The sequence below is a fragment of the Moritella sp. JT01 genome, from assembly GCF_001574435.1.
In the GTDB taxonomy this organism is placed as follows: Bacteria; Pseudomonadota; Gammaproteobacteria; order Enterobacterales; family Moritellaceae; genus Moritella.
This window is the reverse complement of record NZ_LOCN01000007.1, coordinates 446,600-467,007: the sequence shown is the minus strand read 5'-3', so window position 1 is coordinate 467,007 and position 20,408 is coordinate 446,600. Positions and strand designations below refer to the sequence as shown.

At 39.1% G+C, this 20,408-nt stretch carries 20 protein-coding genes; 8 read left to right on the top strand and 12 right to left on the bottom strand.

Features of this window, described 5'->3' with window-relative positions; translation table 11 throughout:
• Positions 1-33: 33 nt before the first annotated feature.
• Entirely contained in the window at positions 34-3,237 is a 3,204-nt protein-coding gene (locus AKG98_RS08740; RefSeq protein ID WP_067044332.1) for a DUF3427 domain-containing protein, read from the bottom strand.
• A gap of 148 nt (positions 3,238-3,385) precedes the next feature.
• On the opposite strand from AKG98_RS08740, the gene AKG98_RS08735 reads away from it, so the two are divergent.
• A complete protein-coding gene (locus tag AKG98_RS08735) occupies positions 3,386-4,186 on the top strand; it encodes an NERD domain-containing protein (RefSeq protein ID WP_067045143.1) in 801 nt (266 codons plus the stop codon).
• 57 nt (positions 4,187-4,243) lie between these two features.
• Here the strand turns inward: AKG98_RS08735 and AKG98_RS08730 are convergent, their stop codons facing one another.
• The 3 genes from AKG98_RS08730 to AKG98_RS08720 all read right to left on the bottom strand — a co-directional run bounded on the left by AKG98_RS08730 (position 4,244) and on the right by AKG98_RS08720 (position 7,804).
• Positions 4,244-4,798 carry a hypothetical protein gene (locus tag AKG98_RS08730; protein ID WP_228140257.1) on the bottom strand — a complete coding sequence of 185 codons (555 nt, stop codon included), beginning with the start codon at positions 4,796-4,798 and terminating at the stop codon, positions 4,244-4,246.
• 58 nt (positions 4,799-4,856) lie between these two features.
• Positions 4,857-6,152 (bottom strand): YHYH protein, encoded by a 1,296-nt coding sequence (locus AKG98_RS08725; protein ID WP_067044326.1) that lies wholly within the window; start codon positions 6,150-6,152, stop codon positions 4,857-4,859.
• Between the two features lie 146 nt (positions 6,153-6,298).
• Positions 6,299-7,804: a DUF1566 domain-containing protein gene (locus tag AKG98_RS08720; protein ID WP_067044322.1), complete on the bottom strand. Its 1,506-nt coding sequence runs from the start codon at positions 7,802-7,804 to the stop codon at positions 6,299-6,301.
• A gap of 210 nt (positions 7,805-8,014) precedes the next feature.
• Between AKG98_RS08720 and AKG98_RS08715 the strand changes: the two genes are divergently transcribed.
• From AKG98_RS08715 to AKG98_RS08700, 4 genes are all read left to right on the top strand, one after another.
• Positions 8,015-8,692, top strand: coding sequence for a response regulator transcription factor (locus AKG98_RS08715; RefSeq protein ID WP_067044319.1), 678 nt, complete (start codon positions 8,015-8,017; stop codon positions 8,690-8,692).
• The gene (locus tag AKG98_RS08710; protein WP_067044316.1) at positions 8,682-10,007 is read left to right on the top strand and encodes a HAMP domain-containing sensor histidine kinase; all 1,326 of its coding nucleotides are present in this window, start codon (positions 8,682-8,684) and stop codon (positions 10,005-10,007) included. The genes AKG98_RS08715 and AKG98_RS08710 overlap by 11 nt, the downstream gene beginning before the upstream one ends.
• Positions 10,008-10,076: 69 nt before the next feature.
• Positions 10,077-10,271, top strand: a complete 195-nt coding sequence (locus AKG98_RS08705; RefSeq protein ID WP_067044314.1) for a YwbE family protein — start codon at positions 10,077-10,079, stop codon at positions 10,269-10,271.
• 94 nt (positions 10,272-10,365) lie between these two features.
• Positions 10,366-12,090: a methyltransferase domain-containing protein gene (locus tag AKG98_RS08700; protein ID WP_067044310.1), complete on the top strand. Its 1,725-nt coding sequence runs from the start codon at positions 10,366-10,368 to the stop codon at positions 12,088-12,090.
• Positions 12,091-12,116: 26 nt separating this feature from the next.
• Here the strand turns inward: AKG98_RS08700 and AKG98_RS08695 are convergent, their stop codons facing one another.
• From AKG98_RS08695 to AKG98_RS08680, 4 genes are all read right to left on the bottom strand, one after another.
• Positions 12,117-12,473 (bottom strand): hypothetical protein, encoded by a 357-nt coding sequence (locus AKG98_RS08695; RefSeq protein WP_067044308.1) that lies wholly within the window; start codon positions 12,471-12,473, stop codon positions 12,117-12,119.
• Positions 12,474-12,475: 2 nt separating this feature from the next.
• Positions 12,476-12,655, bottom strand: a complete 180-nt coding sequence (locus AKG98_RS08690; RefSeq protein WP_157534094.1) for a hypothetical protein — start codon at positions 12,653-12,655, stop codon at positions 12,476-12,478.
• 341 nt (positions 12,656-12,996) lie between these two features.
• Positions 12,997-13,515, bottom strand: coding sequence for a hypothetical protein (locus tag AKG98_RS08685; RefSeq protein ID WP_067044303.1), 519 nt, complete (start codon positions 13,513-13,515; stop codon positions 12,997-12,999).
• A gap of 246 nt (positions 13,516-13,761) precedes the next feature.
• Positions 13,762-14,073, bottom strand: coding sequence for a hypothetical protein (locus AKG98_RS08680; protein ID WP_228140256.1), 312 nt, complete (start codon positions 14,071-14,073; stop codon positions 13,762-13,764).
• 222 nt (positions 14,074-14,295) lie between these two features.
• Between AKG98_RS08680 and AKG98_RS08675 the strand changes: the two genes are divergently transcribed.
• Positions 14,296-15,210: a DUF726 domain-containing protein gene (locus tag AKG98_RS08675; protein WP_067044300.1), complete on the top strand. Its 915-nt coding sequence runs from the start codon at positions 14,296-14,298 to the stop codon at positions 15,208-15,210.
• A 99-nt stretch (positions 15,211-15,309) separates the two neighbouring features.
• On the opposite strand, the gene AKG98_RS08670 is transcribed toward AKG98_RS08675, so the two are convergent.
• From AKG98_RS08670 to AKG98_RS08660, 3 genes are read right to left on the bottom strand one after another with little or no spacing between them, the layout of a single operon-like run.
• Positions 15,310-16,074 carry an SDR family oxidoreductase gene (locus AKG98_RS08670; RefSeq protein ID WP_067044295.1) on the bottom strand — a complete coding sequence of 255 codons (765 nt, stop codon included), beginning with the start codon at positions 16,072-16,074 and terminating at the stop codon, positions 15,310-15,312.
• Positions 16,075-16,080: 6 nt separating this feature from the next.
• Positions 16,081-17,079, bottom strand: a complete 999-nt coding sequence (locus AKG98_RS08665; protein ID WP_067044291.1) for a LytTR family transcriptional regulator DNA-binding domain-containing protein — start codon at positions 17,077-17,079, stop codon at positions 16,081-16,083.
• A complete protein-coding gene (locus AKG98_RS08660) occupies positions 17,076-18,242 on the bottom strand; it encodes an ABC transporter substrate-binding protein (protein WP_067044288.1) in 1,167 nt (388 codons plus the stop codon). The genes AKG98_RS08665 and AKG98_RS08660 overlap by 4 nt, the downstream gene beginning before the upstream one ends.
• A gap of 464 nt (positions 18,243-18,706) precedes the next feature.
• Here AKG98_RS08660 and AKG98_RS08655 point away from each other — a divergent pair, with 464 nt between their 5' ends.
• Positions 18,707-19,069, top strand: a complete 363-nt coding sequence (locus tag AKG98_RS08655) for a hypothetical protein (RefSeq protein WP_067044285.1) — start codon at positions 18,707-18,709, stop codon at positions 19,067-19,069.
• Between the two features lie 182 nt (positions 19,070-19,251).
• The gene (locus AKG98_RS22215; RefSeq protein ID WP_157534093.1) at positions 19,252-19,422 is read left to right on the top strand and encodes a hypothetical protein; all 171 of its coding nucleotides are present in this window, start codon (positions 19,252-19,254) and stop codon (positions 19,420-19,422) included.
• Positions 19,423-19,503: 81 nt separating this feature from the next.
• Here AKG98_RS22215 and AKG98_RS08650 read toward each other — a convergent pair whose 3' ends face one another.
• A complete protein-coding gene (locus tag AKG98_RS08650; RefSeq protein WP_067044282.1) occupies positions 19,504-20,322 on the bottom strand; it encodes an alpha/beta fold hydrolase in 819 nt (272 codons plus the stop codon).
• Positions 20,323-20,408 lie beyond the last annotated feature (86 nt).

Here is a 20,408-nt window from a genome sequence, read left to right as displayed (position 1 = left end):
ACCGCTATTATTTTCTAAGTCAATTTGTAGTTCTTACCCAACAGCCAATTTCGCAGTTTCATGCCATAAATAAGCTGGCATTTCATGAGCTAACTTCCAAGTAATACTCATTGGCTGGCTGCCTTCGTATTTTACAAAGTCCACCGGACCAAAGTTAACAAATCCCATAGTTCGGCCATTTTCATCTTTGGCTTGCTCTCTTACAAACAGTAAGACGGTTTTATTGGTTTGTTTTTGTTGAATATAACTAAGCCCTTTACCTGATGTAGGCTTAGCGCTGTTTTGTGTTTGCCAATGGAACAAACTTGGGCTGATCGCATAATCATGATACATGGTAGTCGGAGAAAACTGCGTTTCACATTTGTTCAAGGTCACGAACAATAGCTCGGTATTCATATCTGCAATATTTAATACACCTTCACGACTCGATGATTTTTTATTAAAACGGCTATCGCCAAATGCAACTAGGATATGTTCTTTTGGATAACGTACATGCATCTTAATTGGAGACGATAGAATGTTCAAATTGTGCATGTTCGGCATCGTAAATTCATTGATATCTAAGCGCTCAATCAGTAACGAAATAACCTCGCTCAGTTCATTTTGTAAAAGTGGATGTCGTAATGTTTGTAGACTTTGTGATAATGATTTAAAGCCTAATTTTGGACCTGCTTTATCCCAAAAGTCATAGTGACACATAAGGGCAAACAATTGTGTTTGTTTATTATTTATCTCATCGTTGTTAATGGCAAAGTTGTTAATGGCAAAGTTGTTCTGGCATAACTTAAGTAAAAAACGTAAGTAAGAGATTGAAGTACATATTAGTAGTCGATTATTGATCGCACGATAGTAAGCACTGGCTAAGTCATCAGTTAAATCGGGTACTACTGTGGATTGACATTGTGCGACTAATCGAGACCAACCACCACATTTACCTAGTTTTATTTTATAGATATCTTCGACGGTAAAATTTGGATTAATATATAAAAAATTAGTAAGAGTTAATGGCAGACTAGTTATATGCGGATAATTATTAATTAAGTTTATTAGTCTACTTTTATTGAGCGTTGCCTTGTTAATATTTTTCAAAATCATTGCTTGAGTTTTTTCTTGTAACTCAATACGGCAACCGATGGGTAAATGTGGGAATCCTTGCTTAATTTCCTTGTCGATAGACTGATTTGTTTTACCAACTAAGGCTCTAAACTTCTGCGAAAAATCATATTCAGGGCGTGAATTTCCAACAAAATCGAGTATGGTGCAACATTCTTTACCTTCAGTAAGTCGTAAACCTCGTCCTAGTTGTTGCAAGAAAATAGTTAGACTTTCTGTTGGGCGTAAGAATAATAAGGTATCTAATTCGGGGATATCGACGCCTTCATTAAACATATCGACGACAAATAACACATTAATTTGTTTTGATTTAAGACGTTGTTGTTGTATTTCTCGTTCAGCGCTGTTGTCACTGGTTAATATGTCGCAAGCAATACCTTTCAGGGTGAATTTTTGCGCCATAAATGCGGCATGTTCTTTACTGACGCAAAATGCCAATGCCCGCATTTGATTAATATCCGTAACTATCTCGGTCAGACTTTGCAAGATCCGCATTACTCGGTGGTCGTTATACGTATATAAATGCGTTAACTCTGCTACATCGTAACGGCCTCGTGACCACGGAATCGAGGTTAAGTCAGTGTCATCATCGATAGCAAAGTACTGAAATGGGGAAAGGTGGCGTTGATTTATTGCTTCTGGTAAGCGGATTTCTGCCGCGATGACATTGCAAAAATCGGTTAAGATATCTTCGCCATCATGGCGTTCAGGTGTTGCTGTTAGGCCGAGTAAAATCTGAGGGGTAAAATGCGTTAATACGCTTCTGTAGCTAGCGGCAGTGATGTGATGAACTTCATCAATGACAATATAATCGAAGTAGTCTTGACTCAGTTGCAGTGTGTCGATTTGATTATTTAGGCTTTGAATCGAGACAAACAAGTGTTGGTATTTACTGGGTTTGTTTTTACCAACCCAGAGCTCACCAAAAGTACTGTTTTTAAGTACGCCACGATATGCACCTTGTGCTTGTTTTAAGATCTCTTCTCGGTGCGCAATGAACATAAATTTGGCACTGGGATTAGCTTGATAGAAACGCGCAAAATCAAAGGCTGAAATAATGGTTTTACCTGTCCCTGTCGCTGCAACAACCAAATTTCGATAGCGTTGGTGTAATTCTCGCTCAGCTTGTAATTTAGCTAAAATAGCTTGCTGGTGGGAGTAGGGCTTAATATCGAAATAATATTGTGTGCTATTAGAGTCAAAGCTACCTTTGGCTTCTCGTAATGCTTTCGTTAGCTTTTCTCGGCTTTCTGCTTTACCGTCAAATGATTCAAAGTCGGGCGATTCCCAGTAGGTTTCAAAGGTACTTACCGATTTATCAATAATATGGGGTATTTCTTGAGACGTTATTTTAAGGTTCCATTCTAAACCACTGGTTAACGCTGAATGCGATAAGTTAGACGAACCGATATAACCAGTATGGAATCCGGTATCGCGTAGGAATAAATAAGACTTCGCGTGTAACCGTTCACGGTTTATATTGTAACTGAGTTTTACTTCGGTATTTGGCAGTGCTGCTAAAAACTCAATTGCTTTCGCATCTGTGGCACCCATATAAGACGTTGTGATTACCTTTAGTTGCTTGCCACTACGAGCAAATTCTTCAAGTTCTTTTTTAAATATACGAATACCACTCCATTTGATAAAAGAAACTAGCCAATAAATTTTGTCAGAAGATTTAATTTCACGCTGTAATTCATTATCAATAGAAGGTTCTGCATTGCTACCGCTGAAGAGCTCACTTTGGCTAAGTCCAGTTAATGGCATTATTGATTCAACATATTTAGGTAAATCAGCGGAAATAGGATTAGTTTTATCAAATAGAGCAGTCAGGATCCTGCCTTGACTATCAAGGAGGTTATCAGAGATTAGTTCTGGATCTTGAATATGGTCGCTTAACCAATGAATAATGGTATTGGCTAATTCAATCTGTTTAGAGATGCGAACATTACTTTGTGGTACAGAATCCATTACAGTTTCGATCAATCTTGTGAGGAAGCGTGATAACCAAGTGGTGGCTTCACCAGCCTCAAGTTGGCGTTCGCCTACATAGAATGAATCTCGATTAAGGTTTTGCCCTATTAACTGAGTAATGAGTTGCTCGTAGATACCGGTTTGATTCATGATAAGCCTATGTGTGAAAATCGTGTCTGACATATATTTCGCTATAATATCAGATGCTAACAAGAGAAAACATATAGCTTATGGTATTGTGGTTATTAGCAATTTTTATCTTCAATCAATTGGACTAAGCTTTTTATACGGTGGATACATGGACTTTTATTTTTTCGTTAATTTATTTATTAATGCATTATCCCAATTCTGGTTTGTTATTCCTCTTGTATTGTTAACGAGTTTACTGCGCTCTCCTACGATTAAAGGATTTATCGGAGAGTGGTATGTAAATAAAAAATTAGTAAGCGCACTTGATAATCAGCAGTATAAGTTATTTAAAAATGTAACTTTACCTACAGAAGATGGTACAACCCAGATAGATCATATTTTGCTTTCTCCTTTTGGACTGTTTGTTATCGAAACAAAAAATATGCAAGGATGGATTTTTGGTTCAGAACGGCAGGCTAAATGGACTCAGCAGATATACAAGCATAAAACATCTTTTCAAAATCCACTGCGACAGAATTATAAACATACCGAAACATTACGAGAGCTACTAGCACTACCGAAAGAGGCGGTTCATTCTGTTGTTATTTTTACTGCGCGGGCAGAGTTTAAAACGGTAATGCCTGCTAATGTCGGATACATTAATCAGGCAATCAAGTTTATTAAAAATCATGAACAGGTATGTTTTACTGAACAGCAGCGTATTGAGCTTGCGCATAAGCTAGCGACTAAAAAATTACAGCCTAGTATTAAGACTCATGTTGCACACATAAAGCATGTGAAAGAGATCATCAAAAACAAAGAACAGACTAATGAAATTACCAACGTTGAATTAGCCGAGTCACTTTGTCCTCGTTGTAATAGCGAATTAGTCCCCAGAAAAAATCGTAAAACAAAAGAAAGCTTTATTGGTTGCAGTAGCTACCCTAAATGTAGATATATGAGCCACTGATTCAGCAAATTCTTCTATTATCTCCCCCCGAATATGGAAATGCTTGTTACTCACAAGTTAGCCCGTATTTTCCACGGGGAAACTGTCAAACTGATGCTTTATTAATTGAGGTAAAGTATTGTCGATATAAAGCGTAGAAACGACTTTTTTCTCATCGACTGTCCAGTACATATGACCATGATTATTCAATGTGACCGAGACTGTATTCACACCTTGCTTAAAATGCGTTGCTGGCAAATGAACGTCTAGTCCATAAACACGCTGTATTTTAATCCCGTTAATATATAAATGAGCGTGACCTTCGATAAAACCCGTTTCTTTATTGCGTGTGGCTGACATTAGCTCCGACATACTCACCACTCCTTCTGGCGGTGGCATTAGCTGGTAGCGTGCGAGTTGCAAATGCAAGTTATATCCAGACATAGCGTCTTTGGTTAATGATAAACTCAGTGCGGGTTTAGGCGCATTACTCGGTGCCGCAATGGGTAAATGAGAATGGTCCATTGTCATCTTCATCATGCTGCTTTGTTTACTTGATTCGGTCTGAGCACTCACGTTATTCGTTATAACGGTTAGCGTAATCAGTGCCAATATAAAATATTTTCTCATCATATTCACCTTTTCTCTGTGGTGAAAGTGGTATTCAGACCCACTTCCACCGCTAATATTATTAACGTCTTGGAGGCGGTGACATTCCACCCGAAGCGCCACACTGGCTTATAGAATTACTCGCGAGTTGGCCTTTAAAATTGGGGCCTATGGTATACGGGAATGCGGGTACAAGCTTACCATTCTGCGCTTGTGTTAACGTGATATGGTAGTGATAGCCTTTACCATCATGAGTATCGTGACCGTTGTTCTGATCAAGCTGAGCACCCTCAACAGTCGCACCTGCATAGTAGTGATCTTCATAGAAGTAACCGTCGGTTGCAGCGAGAGTGTTACCAGATAAAGTCGTTACGTTTTCGCCGATATCCGGGCCGTTCGACACAGCTTTAACGCCTTTGGATACATCATAAGGGTCTACTAATACACAGCTTCGTTCACCTTCGGTATCACAACCGCCTTGGCTGGCATCTGCACCATAATCACGTACTTCCCAACCACTCACTGCCAGTGTGTTTTCACTTTCGTAAGGACCGTAAAGCGGATAACCATCAGCGGCAAACCCATAAATAGGAGAGTGAGCACTGCCATCATCGCCCACTAAATTGGCTAAACAGCGAGTATAGAAGTGATGATGATAATCACCCGCGGCAGCATGACCGCCACAAATATCTACGTCGTATTGTTCTGCTACAGGGGCTAAGGTATACCAAAGGTTGTCACCTTCACTCATGCCATCACCCCAGTTATAAATACTAGTGCCATTGACCATCAGGCCAATTTTCCCCAGTCCTGTTTCGCAACTTTCTTCACCGTCTTCAATGTTAGATGGTTCTACCGGAAAGTAGGCTTGTTTGTCTTGTTGGGTCGGACACCCAGGACCTGGCGGCCAATAACCATCGCCACCTGTCGTCGAGCAGTTTTCTTGGCTGCTGTTATAGCCAATGTCTTCACCAAAGGTAACCACTTGTTCTTCAACCGCAAAGGTACTGCCTGTTAGAAAGTCGGAATTGGCTTTTGGTCGTTGATTCAGTTGTTCAACCATCGCCTCGGTTATCGTTACGTCGTATTTAGGTATCCCTGTTGCTTCAACATAAACATAACCAACATCTAAGTTGTTTTCATCTAGATTTACTATTTCAGCGACTTGTACATTTTCGAGCGTGCTTCCTGTATCGGAATAAATATAATTGGATGTTGTTTCATTGTTCATTATCCAATTTTCAGCTTGGGCTGAGTCAGCGGGAACACTGACATCTGCAGCATCTGTAACCTCAACAGAGTCCCTCGTATCGCCTTCGCCACAAGCGGTCAGCCCTAAAATAGGGAACATAAATAAAGTTATCATCGATTTTTTCATGCGTTCTCCTGCTAACTGTATACTGTTGTTGATGTTTGATAGGTGACAGGTTAGCAAAGCGTAGGTGAATTTTAGGTGAACGCAGCCCTATGAAAGGGGATAACAAGGGCTGCGTAAAGAACTGATTCTAAAAATGAAACGTATGATTAATCATGTTTTGGCTTACTTGGTATTTCGTCCTTAGTGAGAAAACCATCTTTGTTTTTATCTAATCGCTTAAAGTCCTCTTTTAATGGGCCTCTTGCTTCGCTGAACGAGATTTTTCCATCGCCATTTGTGTCCATCATTGTTAATGGAGACTTGTTCATCGGCATGTCAGATGTGGATTCAGTGCTCATGTTTTCTATTGTCATGGCTGTTCGTGCTTGATATTCAGGGCTGGCATTAAACGTCACGCCACCACCACTCACGCAGCGAACCATATTGTTTATGCGGATAGAATCACCTTGAGGGCCTTTACCTTGTGGATATTGGCTCGCATCGCCAACTTTAGGGTCGCTTCGTTGTGACCCCGCGCCGTGTACGTCTAACCATTGGCCATTCATAAAGCCTGTTGCACGGCCAAATGAAACATACGTCGCGTTTTCGCCATCTTTCAGGTTAACGTGTGTTGTGCTACTCCAGTAGTTGGCATAATCTTTTTTGCCACCTTCATTGGTGATCGATGTGCTATTAAATAATGGGTCTATTGCAGCAGACGCAGAGGTGTCTGGAGAGCGCGTGTAATCCACAATCGATTGCAGTTCTTTTACATTTGGTAAGCGCCAATTGTTATTACCTGATACCGATAAGCTTTCACAATAGCCAAGTGCATCGGTAAAGTTCATCGTCGTTGCGCTGTCATTTTGCTGCCATACTAGGCTTGTTGCTTGGTCTACAATCGTGCCGTTGTCAGCTTTGACAAAGTCATTCTTGCCGTAGTCTGGGTTGTCTCGTACAGCAAGTACATAGAAGGTTTTAACACTGCCGTCTGGCATGCTTGTTCCATACCCTTTAATGCGTCCGTCAATAAAGTTAACACCAAAAACAGTGTCATCACCGTGCATGGTTGTTGAAACATATTTGGTGCTGGTGACAAATTGGCTATCAATCAAGCGCTCTCCAGATTTAGTATCACCGGTATTAACCCCAAATATTTCGTGATCAATAAAGGGAATAAGTTGAGATTTACCCGTGTTTAGTTTTATACCACTTGGATCTTGTCCATCAAACAACGTCAGGGAATAAAGCTCCTTAATCGTCGGTAGTCGCCAATCGCTGTAGCCTGCTAGCGTTAGATTTTTAATATAGTTAACAGCTTCTTCGAAGGTGAGCTTATCTTGGGCATTGATTTTACCGTCACCGTTAATATCGGTTGTTTGTGACCACATAAGACCTGTTACCTGATCTGACACTGTGCCGTTGTCGTGCTTTATGTAGCTTGGCTGGTTGCCTTGGTATTGTGCATCCTGACCAAACATCGCTTCTGTTGCTGACGGACATTTTTCTTGGTCTGTAGTACCAAAACATTGTGATTGATTGGTATCGACGATTGCATATGATGGGCTAACTTGCTTGCCACCGATACTCGCAACCGCTGTGTTGATATTGCATAAAGCGGTCACAACCGAAAGGGCGATGAGGGTGAGTTTAGATGCTTTTGACTTGATCATATCGTCTCCAAATATTGCTTAACGTGCGTTGTTGCTGATGAGGCATCCTAACAATCGATAGGTGAAATTTAGGTTAAGACCTCAAAGTCGGGCTATCCAGTAATGATGAAGTTAACAAAATCAGGGTGAACTTTAAGTGAATTTGCGATTTTCCTGTAAGTTATACTAAACCTGATAGGACATTAGGATTCAAATAAAAGGGAGTGCTTAGTGGTTGTACTTGTGGTCGAAGATAATAGCGCGTTAGCTGCCAACATGATTGAGTTTCTAGAAGCGCATGGTTTTGAATGTGATTATGCAGGCAATGGTAATTTAGGCTTGAGCCTGGCAATGAGTCAGCCATTTAACGCCATCGTGCTCGATATTATGTTGCCAGGCAAAGATGGTATGCGTGTCTGTTCGGCGTTAAGAGAAGCGGGTATTAACACGCCGATTCTAATGTTGACCGCAAGGGATACCTTAGATGATAAATTACAAGGCTTCCAAGCTGGCACCGATGATTATTTAGTAAAGCCTTTTGACTTGCCTGAACTGGTTGCACGCCTGCAAGTGCTGACTAAACGTATTAGTAAGTGCGATGTAAAATTGAGTGTGGGTGATTTGGTGATGGATGTTGATTTAAGAAAAGTTACCCGTGCAGGCCAGCTGATTGAGCTAAATAAAGCCTGTTGGCAAATATTAGAAGTGTTATTAAAAACCAGCCCCAAAGTCGTTACCCGTCAACAAATAGAGCACATTATTTGGCCGGATCAATTGCCCGATTCTGATGTGCTTAAATCCCATATATATAAATTACGACAGCTGGTGGATAAGCCATTCGATAAGCCACTGATTCAAACCGTGAGGGGCGTTGGGCTTGTATTAAATGGTGAGCAAGATGAAGCATAGAAATAGCTTAAAATATCAGTTCAAGAAACAGTTAGCGGTCAGCATAGGTTTGCTGGTTATTGTGTTTTCATTCTTACTGTATCAGCTTTTTTTTGTTGCGGTTGGTACCACGATGCACCGGACTATGATGCCGATGGCCAGTCATTATGCTAAGCAGGTTGAGCTAAACCAAAACGTGCCGTTACCTAGGGATGGGGCTTATTCTGTTTTTGTTGGTCGTGGGTCGATTCCCAGCGAAATAGCCAGTTTGTTTGATATTGATGGCATGAAGGACTTTGGTCTTGCAGTGAATGATGGTGATCAACTGGTCAAGTTTTCTCGTCCTGACGCTGTCTATTTTTTGTTTATGCATCCGATAAAAAATACCACAGACAAGCTTTACTTACTTTATAACGACACGCCTCAAAAGGGCTTAACGGGCGTTCCAAAACGAGAGCCGTTATTAAATGTGCCTCTTTCCATTATCGTTATTACTCTGTTAGCTATATTTTTGGTGTATTGGGTAGCGCGGCGTTTAATCAGTAAGGTGTTAAACCCATTGCATGAGCTGTCTGTTATGGCAAAAAGCCTTGATGAGAGTAATCCGGAACTGTCGTTTGCGGTTATGAATGATAAAACTGAAATTGGTGAAGTGGCGAATACATTGCACCAGACAATGGGGCGTATCCATCAATACCATCAAAGAGAAAAGCAGTTTTTGCAAAACGCCAGTCATGAGTTACGCACGCCCATTGCTGTTGTGTCTTCTGCGTTAGATATTATTGATTTAAGAACGGCCCAAGGTAAGACAAATGTTGCTGACCAATACACGCATATTCGACGCGCCAATAAAAATATGGCGGAGATGACCGAAGCGCTGTTATTACTAAGCCGGAAAAGTGGAACGTCAACGCTGCTAGAAACAGTAGACCTTGAGCAATTAGCCACAGTGATTATTGATGAACACAAGTATTTGTTGAAAGGAAAAGACGTTGACGTTGAGCTTGTCGTTGATGACAGCCCATCACGTGAACTACCTGTGTCACTGTGTCGAATTGTGTTGAGTAACCTGATACGTAATGCATTTGAGCATACTTTATCAGGTATAGTGCGGGTGCAGCTTTCGGGTCTTATTGTGTCAATTACGAATACGAGTGCTGGTTTAGCTGACTATGAGCAAAATGTGACTGAACGTGGCGTATCTCAGGGGCAAGGGTTTGGCATTGGTTTAGATATAGTCCAAAAAATTGTAGAGCAGCAAGAATGGCAGCTTCATCTTTCGTCAGACAATAATGATGGTAGCCAAGTCGTTGTTTATTTCGAACCGCGTCATTGACCTAACACCCAGTCATAAGGCAAACTCACTGCCAGTATAATCTAACACTGATTTTAATAGGAAAAAAACATGAGCGGAACGAACAGATCTGATATCAAAAAAGGCTTATCAGTATCAATTGTACTGAAACAAGATCAACGCAGTGGTAACTTGACCGACGGGATCGTGAAAGACATTCTTACTAATTCACCGAATCATCCCCACGGTATTAAAGTGCGTTTAGAAAGTGGTGATGTTGGGCGTGTTAAAGTGATTAACGACTAATCAAACGTACTGATCTACCTATATATATTTAGAATACCTATTATGCTAATCTACCTCAGTCCCCACGCATTCAAATCTGAGGTTAAGATTAGCTATGCACACCCAATTTTATGACGATAATGCTCAACAACTTGCCGAACAATACTTATCAAAATCCTTCGAAGAAGTGCATGCCGCATGGGCTGAATTCTTACCGCCAATTCTAAACAAATCTAACGCGCGTATTCTTGACTTAGGTGCTGGGGCAGGGCGTGATAGTCGATATCTCGCTGAGCAAGGACAAGTAAGCGACATTAGTATTGTTGCTGTCGAGCCTGCTAAATTATTAGCCGAAATAGGCCAGCAACAAACGCAGGGTTTGAATGTAAAGTGGGTAGAAGACTCATTACCTGCACTAGATGTTGTCAGTCGCCAAGAAGTCAGTTTTGATCTTATCCTGCTTAGTGCTGTGTGGATGCATATCCCGAAAAGCGATCGACCGCGTGCTATTCGAAAACTAGCCAATTTACTCAAACCCGGAGCTAAATTAGTTATCTCGCTACGTCATGGCCCCAGTGGTGATGAACGTAAAATGCATGATGTCAGTACTGAAGAGTTAGAACTACTTGCTAAGACCGTTGGTTTGTCTGTCGTGCTTAAAACAGAGCATGATAGCGACAAACTTGGACGTGATAGCGTTCATTGGCAAACCGTAGTATTGCAGTTACCTGATGATGGTTTTGGTGCATTTCCTTTTATTCGCCATGTCGCATTGAATGATGGTAAATCTGCGACACATAAACTGGCGTTAATGCGAGTGCTATTACGCATTGCCGATGGTCACCCTGGTGCGGTTATTCGTCGTGAAGATAGTCCACAGGGAATGCGAGTCATATTACCTGTAGGGCTGGTGGCTTTGTATTGGTGTCATCAATACAAGATACTGATTGATGATCATGGCTTATATCAGACCCCGAACAAAAAACCGAATATGGGTTTTATGAAAGATGATGGTTGGCACTTATTAACTCATCGTTCTGCTACAGATTATCGTATCGGCCATCTTTTTGTTGGTGAAGATGCTATCGCACTGCACCGAACATTATCCGCAGCAGTCAGCAACATTAAAGAAATGCCGTGTAAACACATCACCTTGCCGAACAGTGAAATCAATGTATTTGAAGTCGATAGTAAAACGGTACGCGCTAAAGACAGTTTGTTTTTAGATATGGCGTCTTTATCTCAATGGGGCGAACTGTCATTGCCTGAAACAATATGGAATGCTTTTAGTCGTTACGCTTGCTGGGTTGAACCTGTTCTTGTCAGTGAGTGGATGAAAACCATGAAGGGATATCAGGGTAACAAGAACCCTGAACAACAACTCGCAATCGTTAGCTCGTTAGATTGGTTAGAGGCTAAGCGTTCTACTGTTGAGAGCCGTAAACGTTTGGAATTATTACAACAGACACAAAGCCAGCAATGTGTCTGGTCTGGCAAAGTTTTAAAACAAAAGTTTGCAATAGATCATTGTATGCCGTTTTCACGCTGGCCGAATAACGATCTGTGGAATTTACTGCCGAGTGATTGCAAAGTGAATGGTCAGAAGAGTGATAGCTTACCCACAGCCAAAAAGCTCAAAGACGCTAAATTACGTATTACAGATTGGTGGCAACAAGCTTGGACAAATGATAATACGCAGTCGACTCGCTTCTTTGCCGAAGCGAATATTGCTTTACCTGGACTCACGACGAACAATACGTCTATTGATGATCTTTTTGAAGCGCTGGAATTACAACGCGGGCGATTAAAAGAAATGCAGCAACTGAGGGAGTGGGGTTAGCACTCCCTTTGAATTACTTGCAGAACTTACTCCACAATCTTAAGTGATTGATTGTTTATGATATAAAGCGTATCACCATCCCAGCCTTGATAGGATGATTGATTATTTATATCAAACCCATCATTTTCTTTAGGAAATAAGCTCATGTGTCCCTTGTAAGCTATATCTCCTGAAGCATAAAAAATTTCACCCCAATAAACCTCTTTATCTGTATCAGTTGGTTTGGTTATTGAGATAAAAACACCGCCATCGTGACCGCCGACCCAAATTGCACTACTGGGGATCGTTGCTGCCCTATCAGGTTCAGAATTTTCGATAACTTGGTCACCGCAACCAGCTAAGGAAAGAAATAAAGCCATTAAAAAAACATTTAGTATCTTCATTTTTATTCGACGACCATTAATTTGCCTTTGATCTTATCAAACTCTGAACGGGGTAGAACCTGTAGATTAGGCTCTATACCAGGTAGGATAAATAAAGTTGTGCGCCAGCTATAAGGAAGATTGTCTAATGTCGCAGTGAACGCTTTATTGCTTTCTCTATTCAACTGTTCAAATAAACGCATAAGCTCATCTGACCCGCTTGTAAATTCAGGTATTAACCACATTTCATCTTTGAATACGAGTAAGTCGCAATTTGAATTGTTACCGACAATTTCGCTGCCACTAATGAGTGAGTAGAAGCTATCTAGATCAGAGATCTTTTGTTGGCTCTGCTTACCGTTTTTCAGAAAAAGCGAGATTGACTCATTCTCTATACTTATTTTTTGATTTGCTATTATCTGTCCCTTCTATTACTAATAATGTTAATTCAAAGGCAAAACTAGGAGCCATAAGACATTCGTATGGTTCCAATATGCTAGTTAGGTATGCAAACGTAAGTGTAATATTCAAATCGTGATCATGATTATTTTTGTGCTTCCCCCCATGTTCTGTCGTATGTATCCATAACATTAAATGGCTTTTTTATATCCTCCATCGAAAGGAGGATATTTCTAATATCGATTGGCAATGCATCAAATCTTTTCTGCGAGTAAAGATCAAATTTGATAAACGCTACTTTCTTAATTGTTAAAATATAATCCGATATATAACTCACATTAGCGCTTCGATTTAGATCTTCTAATGTCAGTAGAACTCTCATTAGTTCACTCAATTCTGGCTGCGAACATTCATTTATAGCGACAATAGACAGAAAGCCTAACCCTTCAGCCGCAATGGCTGGTAGCGCTTTTAATTGCTTAATGCTTGAATCAGATATTCGTTCTTTTTTTCCTGTCTCTGAACATTTCGCATGCTTGTCGGTAAAATCAACAAATTGCTGTTGAAGAAGGTTGTAACCATAAGTTACATAGTCATTTGAAACCGCATGAGCACTCATTGAAGAGGCCATTATAAATATAAATAATAAATTTCGTATAAACATTATTTAACCTTACATCCTTGATACATGGCCCGCCAAAACAGCCTTTATTTGGGGCTGGTGTCACCTCGAAGCGCTTGTAAATATATCACTTTAAAAATAATCTTACGGACTAGAAAAGTATGAATTAATCATTACTGGGAACAACATGATGTACTACCTGAACGAGTTTCCAATTTGTTATTAATATCAAAATTGAACAGTGGAGAAGCCTGAACGCACCCTCAAGTATTATGTCTGTATTCAGCGTCATTCAATCTTTTTGTGGCAACACTCACTAAGCGGACAATGCTGACATCGAGGAATCTGGGTGCAGTAGTTTTTGGCGTGTTCAACCAGCAAAGCATGGTATTGCTGATAGGTTGTGATGTTTGGTGGGATGTTATGTTCTAGCATTAATCTGAGTTTATCATAACCCGTAGGTAGTTCGAATCCTATGCGATGTAGGATGCGGCGGGTATAATTGTCGATGATGAAAAAAGGCTTATCCAGTGCATAAACAAGAATGCAGTCAGCAGTTTCTGGGCCGATACCATTAACGGCGAGTAGCTCATTACGCAAGGTTGTCCCTTCTATGTGGCGCGCTGTTGTTTTAAGCATAGCGTTTTAGGTCGTTTTGTTGAAATCAGGAATGCCACATACATCGAAGATATGTTAATAAAGATTTAAATTACGCCATAATATTGCTAATTTACCGACTGATATGGATATTGTCGTAGTACATGCAGACAAATCGATTAACCATTCATTAACGCATTTAAGATTCTTATTAGGATATTTTTAGTGAAAAATTTATTTGAAAGCAAACTTAATATAGCGAAAGACATCGAACAAAATGGCGTATTAGTAAGCCAAGTACTCGATAAAATAAAAGGACTTTTACCTTCACATGATCATGACGAGTTTATCGCCAGAGAGTCATCTTCAATAACATTAGCAACAGTGCGAGAAGGTGCGTTTCCTTGTATTCTTGTTATTAATGGTTACCTCTCGCAAGAGGGTAAATACATGTCAGATTGGCTAAGTGTTGTAGATGAATTGTATCCTAAAAACAAGATTGTTCATGTGCGCTGGAACGCGGGTAATGTTACCGATATAGCGCTTGATGACAGTAACGTTGCTGGTGATATGAAAGATACAGATGCAGAGAAATGGTTGGCGGCCGCAACGTTGGCAAGAGATATGAGTCCTGCGGATATTGCGACTTTGGTTGGTGAGATTGTCACGGATAAATTCGTCGGACACTGGAATAAATCGTTTAACGAAACATTGCATGCAGGGGATGATTTAGCGAAAGCAATACAAGATGATGATCAATTACAGGGTGCAATCTTAATGGGTTATTCATTAGGTACGGTAGTTGCTTGTCAGGCATTGAGCAACCTTGATGCGAATAAAGTCACTGCTTGCTATCTACTGGCAGGTGCTGTGTCTGCAGAAACAGAGCAATGGACACCTATCTTAGAAAAACACACGGATCTGTGTCTTATTAACTGCTACAGCGATAACGATGACGTATTGAAGAGTGCATACGGTGCAGGTTCAATACTTGATCATAAACCTGCTGGGCTAACTGAAATAGACAACGATAATACGAAGCAAGTTGTGAATTTAAATGTAACTGAATTTTCATCTGGGCATTTGAACATTAAAAATGAAAAAGTCGGTAAAGCATTGGCAGGAATTCTTAAGCCTTAAACCCTAATATGTGAATGATTTTACGCTCTATGGCTTATATAGAGCGTGAACTAAAATTGGTTTGAGATTAGCTTATTTGATCAACAACGTCGAGTAGGGTTAGTAACACTTATTAAAACCGCCATCCAATAGTATATTCTGACCAGTCATGTGATTAGATAATGGACCCATCAAAGCGAGGATTGCGCCTGTCACATCGTCAACAGATGCATACTTTTGTAGCGGAATATTCGACACTTCGTTTTCCATCAATTTTTCAAAACTGAGATTATTGGCTTTTGCCTTTGTATGCATTTTATTTGTGTAACTTTCGGTCATGACACCGCCCAGTGAAATCGTATTTACTGATATTTTGTTAGAGGCTAACGAAAGTGCCATCGTTTTCGCTTGTCCCAGCCAGGCACTTCTTAGGCAGTTATTGAGTGAGTAATTTGTAAGTGCTGTTTTGGAGCTAAGACCGGAAATGAATACTATTTTACAACCTGAGTTGATAGCCGATTTTTCGACTAATTTTCTTAATAACCTCAACGGTAAAATAAAGTATTTTTCATATAACTCCCGCCAGACTTCATCATCGGGAAATACTTCAGAAGATGCTGGAATTCGTGGAATTATAAAGACGACACCATCAAAACCATCTCCGTTTGTTGCAAGTTCAGCACATTTGTCTATCGAATCAGAACTGAAAAAATCTAGTTTTGCAGTTGTAACACAGCCTTGCCTATTTACGACCAAGGATTTGTGTAGTTCTGATAATTTTTTTTCATCACGACCAGTGATAAATAAATTGGCTTTTGGATTTATCGCTTTAGAAACTTCTGAACCCATATTACTGGTTGCACATGTAATTAAGACGTTGTTCATGATTTATTATTTTCCAGAGTAAAGTCTTTCTAATAGAGATTTTTCAAATTTTTTCCCTACTTCGAGTAAAGAGTTGTTATTTTTTAAGTTTAAAGAAAGGTTATATCTATCTGCCTTAGTATCTGTTGTCAAAGTACTATAGTCTTTAATTATTTCAGTATTAACTATTGTTGACCGATTAAGACGAATAAAATCCAATGGGAAAGATTTTTCTAGTTCAGCAAGTGTACACCTCAAACGCTCAAATTTTCCATTTGTATATAATATATTGGTGTATGGGTGATCATATGAAGCATACAAAACATTTTTGTTGATAGCGAAGACACGCTTATTTCTTTCAATAATTTTGTTAATGTTGATCATTTTTAATTGATAACAGCAGACTTCTTCTTCAAGTTTTTTAAAAATATCACTTTCTTGACTTTCAGCTATCTCAGTTTTTGAGTTAGTACCATCTTGGTGTTTTTTTTTCATTATAATAAAAAATAAAAGCGTTTCAATAAAGGTAATTATAAACACATAATACCAATATAACTCTGAACGTAAGTAAAATGGTATATTATCAGATTCAGTTATATACCAACTCGCGCTCCCTAGGTTGAGCATGCCGATTGTCAAATTTTCTTTTTCTGAAATTATAGACCCTCGGTGTTTAGTTGTTAATAAATACAATGTATATCCTTTAGAGCAATAGGTATGAGACACTGCGTCCTCGTTTGAAAAGCTTTTTAAATTGATAGCTATACATATTGCTGACATCGAATTATTTTCATCATTAAATTCAATTAAGTGCTTGATATTTTTTGTTATACTTTCAATGTTGAATGTATATACGCCATCCAGAAATGCTTCAGATCTAACCCAAGACTTCATTGTCCCCAAGAAAACACGTTGGCTTATTTCTTGCCTTCCAGCTCTGTTATTTAACGAATATAAAATTAAATTCGAACAAAAAATTAAGAGGGAAACCAAAAGAACATTTTTTTTATATGTGATTTTAATCATTTTAACAAATCATCTAATTTAGCCTGACTATCCTTAACATGATAAATGTACATATTCTTTTTATTATATCCGTTCTTATCAAAATTAAATTTTTGTCCATCCATAACGGTTACATAATCACTGTTTTTAAGAATTTTGATTATGGACATAGGGCTATCTGCTTTCTTTAGGTTATCCATCTCAGACAAAACAAAATTTATTAAATCAAATGAATACGCAGTAAGAAATGTGCTTTGTTTTTCACCGCAGTAAGTTTTAAATATAGGGATAAATCTTTTCTTGTTTGGCCCTTTTACTGTGTGATCCCAATTTTTTAAGTATTGAAGTGTGACTTTATCTGAAGTCGTTCCGATAATGCTAAAAAACTCTTTTCTAGCTCCAATTGAGTCTGGACCCAATATGTGAATTTTTTTATCTCTTTGGCTAAGGGCTATATATAAAATAGCAATATCTGGATTATATAGGAAAGCGGAAACAACCTCACCATCTTCAATCTGTGAAGCTATTCCTTTGATATTTTGGCGAGTAAAGGAGTGTTGAATAATCTCTGCATTTGGGTTGTCGGTAAGTATCCTCGCGCTAAAAATCTTCGAAATTGATTTCGAGGATTCGTTTGAGCTGTTGGTAACCACGTGGATCTTACTATCGGGATATTCCTTTTGATACAAATCGGCAAGTAGATTGGCTTGATGCTGATTTGAAGGCATTGTAGATAGACCATAGCTGTTCTTCGCAATGATTGATACAGAGGTTGCGGTAGTAACAAAAGGAATTTTAGCTTCCGTAAATATTCTACTCGCAATAATTGCCTCACGTGAAATAAGTGGAATTAAAACTAAATCAACATTTGATTCTATCAGTGATAAAGCGGCCTTAGCAGTCCCTACCACCGTTCGAAAATTTTCTACAAATATAAAGTTTACCTTCTTACCCATCTGACTGTAATTGTCAGTGACATATTTTAGAATACACATTTTTTCATTATTTGATGTGCTAGTCAGATTGTTTTTTTGACCAAGAATGATACCAACAGTGAAACTTTCTGTTGATTCTCTTGCTAGGGCGGAGCAGGGTAGCGATAGGCCCAGTAAAAATAATACTGCAAGTCGACACATATTTCGGAAGTCATGTAACAGTCGTGCTTTTTTGTTAACTAAATTCATTTTAAATTTTCAACTTTTGTTAATGGGATTAACCATCTTAGTTGTATCTAAGTGTATGTATTTTATAGACCATTTCATAATTTTACTATACACCCAACAATCTTGGTTAACAATCTTTTAATATACCATTTTGTTAATGTAAAAAATGATTAATATAGATGCGGCTATATTTTATGACTTAAAAAGCATACTGAATCAATATATTTTCATGTAATGGAAAGTCGCTTAGTTGTGAAAGCATAGAGGACTGATAAGAACCCCAGACATAAATGAAACCTGAGGCTCTTATTTAGTAAATAGATCAATGGAAGGATATATTTAACATGGAATTACCTGGTTACTACTATAAAAGCTGTAGTGTTGGCGGCTATATGGTTATGCAAAGCAGTGTTCTATTCGCACTGGCAAGTACGCTCAAGAACTGTTTATTGAATCTTCAATGAATAAATAAGTGGGGGTGATACATGGACGTTGAATTAATTAAATCATACAAAGCATTGATAGTGTCAGTGTTACGCACGACAAAAAATAATGACTGCAATATTATGTCAGAAGTTGAAGATAAATTTCTATTGCTCGATCCGAAATGTAGAAACAAAGTTGGTGGAGTAAGCCTGACTACATTCCCTGATACTATCTTTCCTGTTCTAATCTTAGAGCGTGATGATGATGATAATTGCAAAGTAAGACCGTTATCCAATTTGGGCTGTGTTGATAAATTATCGAAACCAAGTGGTAATTATATTATGGGTGATGATAGTCGATTCACCTTTTTTATAGCTCGACACCCCATTCCAATTTATGAAATAAGTGAAATAAAAAAATGACTTCCATCGCACTGACGTGAAGTAGGGCAGACTTTACATACGTTTTTAGTTGTGGGAGTCATCAAGGTTATTGGCGCGGTGATATCAGTAAAAGCAAGACATCAAAATTACCCTCAAGAATTGACTGTTAACATTCTAAAAACACAATTAATACCAATATAAACTCAAATAGGACGTATGAAATGGAAAATTTATTGAATGCAATAAAAACGGAGCTGCAACGTTTAGATGCAGCTAAGTTAAAGGAGCTTTCGGCGCGGTTTAACGTTAAATATTCTGCGGATGGTAGTGCCGAGGTGATGATTGACCACGAGATTGTTGCCGTTTGCGGTCGTAGCTGCACTGGCTATTAATTATAGGGGCCTTAGGATATTAGCTATGACAAGCACATTAACTATGTGCTTGCTTCTTCATTATCACCGATTTGGTTCAAATTATGCGGCGTGTACGCTTTCCATAAAGCTTAACAATTTTGCTGTAATGACAGCTGGTTGTTCAAGGTTCGAAATATGTCCAGCGTCTTTCACTATAAGCAATTCACTACCCGATATCACATCTTGCATCAGTAGCGATTCTAATGGCGGGCGAGCAGTATCTTGCTCACCAACAATAATCAATGTTGGTAACGCAAATTTTTCGATATCTTCAAATGCATCACGACGTGTAATAAACATGCGACCCATTCTCGTGATTTGTGTAGCGCGTTCACCTTCCAAGCTAACAAGGTAGTTACGCAATTTTGCGACTAACTCTGGGTTTACTTCTGCTGCATTTTGCGCAAAGAACATTGGCGTAATGATATCTACCAATGGTGCCGGCACCTGTTGTGCGTCATCAATTGCACTAAGCATGCCTAAGTATTTGGTACGCATAACGTCAGACTCAAGTCCGACGAAGCTATCCATTAATACTAATGATTTAACACGTTCTGGAGCAATAATAGTTAATTCAGCTCCCCACATACCGCCAATAGACAGACCAATAATAGAAAAATCATTAATAGCTAAGTGATCCATCAACGCCAGTACATCGCGTGCGTAATCTTGCAGGCGGATTGTTTTTTCTGGCGCGTCGTCCGATTTACCATGACCCCATAAGTCAGGAACAATGCAGCGATAATGTTGGCTTAGTGCATCAAGCTGCGGCGCCCACATTTCACTATCCCACAAATAACTGTGACCCAAAATAAGCACAGGGCCTTGACCCTTGTCGATATAGTGCATTGTTTTATTGTCAATCGTAAACGTATTCATTTTATATCCCTTTAAATATGTCTTTTCGTTTTATAACCAAACTATCTTAAGGTACTCGTTTCAGAGTGAGAGCTGCGAGCACGATT

Excerpts from the sequence above, each read along its gene's own strand:
- AKG98_RS08740 (WP_067044332.1), bottom strand. The coding sequence starts at position 3,237 with ATGAATCAAACCGGTATCTACGAGCAACTCATTACTCAGTTAATAGGG.
- AKG98_RS08735 (WP_067045143.1), top strand. The coding sequence starts at position 3,386 with ATGGACTTTTATTTTTTCGTTAATTTATTTATTAATGCATTATCCCAA.
- AKG98_RS08730 (WP_228140257.1), bottom strand. The coding sequence starts at position 4,798 with ATGATGAGAAAATATTTTATATTGGCACTGATTACGCTAACCGTTATA.
- AKG98_RS08725 (WP_067044326.1), bottom strand. The coding sequence starts at position 6,152 with ATGAAAAAATCGATGATAACTTTATTTATGTTCCCTATTTTAGGGCTG.
- AKG98_RS08720 (WP_067044322.1), bottom strand. The coding sequence starts at position 7,804 with ATGATCAAGTCAAAAGCATCTAAACTCACCCTCATCGCCCTTTCGGTT.
- AKG98_RS08710 (WP_067044316.1), top strand. The coding sequence starts at position 8,682 with ATGAAGCATAGAAATAGCTTAAAATATCAGTTCAAGAAACAGTTAGCG.
- AKG98_RS08705 (WP_067044314.1), top strand. The coding sequence starts at position 10,077 with ATGAGCGGAACGAACAGATCTGATATCAAAAAAGGCTTATCAGTATCA.
- AKG98_RS08700 (WP_067044310.1), top strand. The coding sequence starts at position 10,366 with ATGCACACCCAATTTTATGACGATAATGCTCAACAACTTGCCGAACAA.
- AKG98_RS08695 (WP_067044308.1), bottom strand. The coding sequence starts at position 12,473 with ATGAAGATACTAAATGTTTTTTTAATGGCTTTATTTCTTTCCTTAGCT.
- AKG98_RS08690 (WP_157534094.1), bottom strand. The coding sequence starts at position 12,655 with ATGCGTTTATTTGAACAGTTGAATAGAGAAAGCAATAAAGCGTTCACT.
- AKG98_RS08685 (WP_067044303.1), bottom strand. The coding sequence starts at position 13,515 with ATGTTTATACGAAATTTATTATTTATATTTATAATGGCCTCTTCAATG.
- AKG98_RS08670 (WP_067044295.1), bottom strand. The coding sequence starts at position 16,074 with ATGAACAACGTCTTAATTACATGTGCAACCAGTAATATGGGTTCAGAA.
- AKG98_RS08665 (WP_067044291.1), bottom strand. The coding sequence starts at position 17,079 with ATGATTAAAATCACATATAAAAAAAATGTTCTTTTGGTTTCCCTCTTA.
- AKG98_RS08660 (WP_067044288.1), bottom strand. The coding sequence starts at position 18,242 with ATGAATTTAGTTAACAAAAAAGCACGACTGTTACATGACTTCCGAAAT.
- AKG98_RS08655 (WP_067044285.1), top strand. The coding sequence starts at position 18,707 with ATGGACGTTGAATTAATTAAATCATACAAAGCATTGATAGTGTCAGTG.
- AKG98_RS22215 (WP_157534093.1), top strand. The coding sequence starts at position 19,252 with ATGGAAAATTTATTGAATGCAATAAAAACGGAGCTGCAACGTTTAGAT.
- AKG98_RS08650 (WP_067044282.1), bottom strand. The coding sequence starts at position 20,322 with ATGAATACGTTTACGATTGACAATAAAACAATGCACTATATCGACAAG.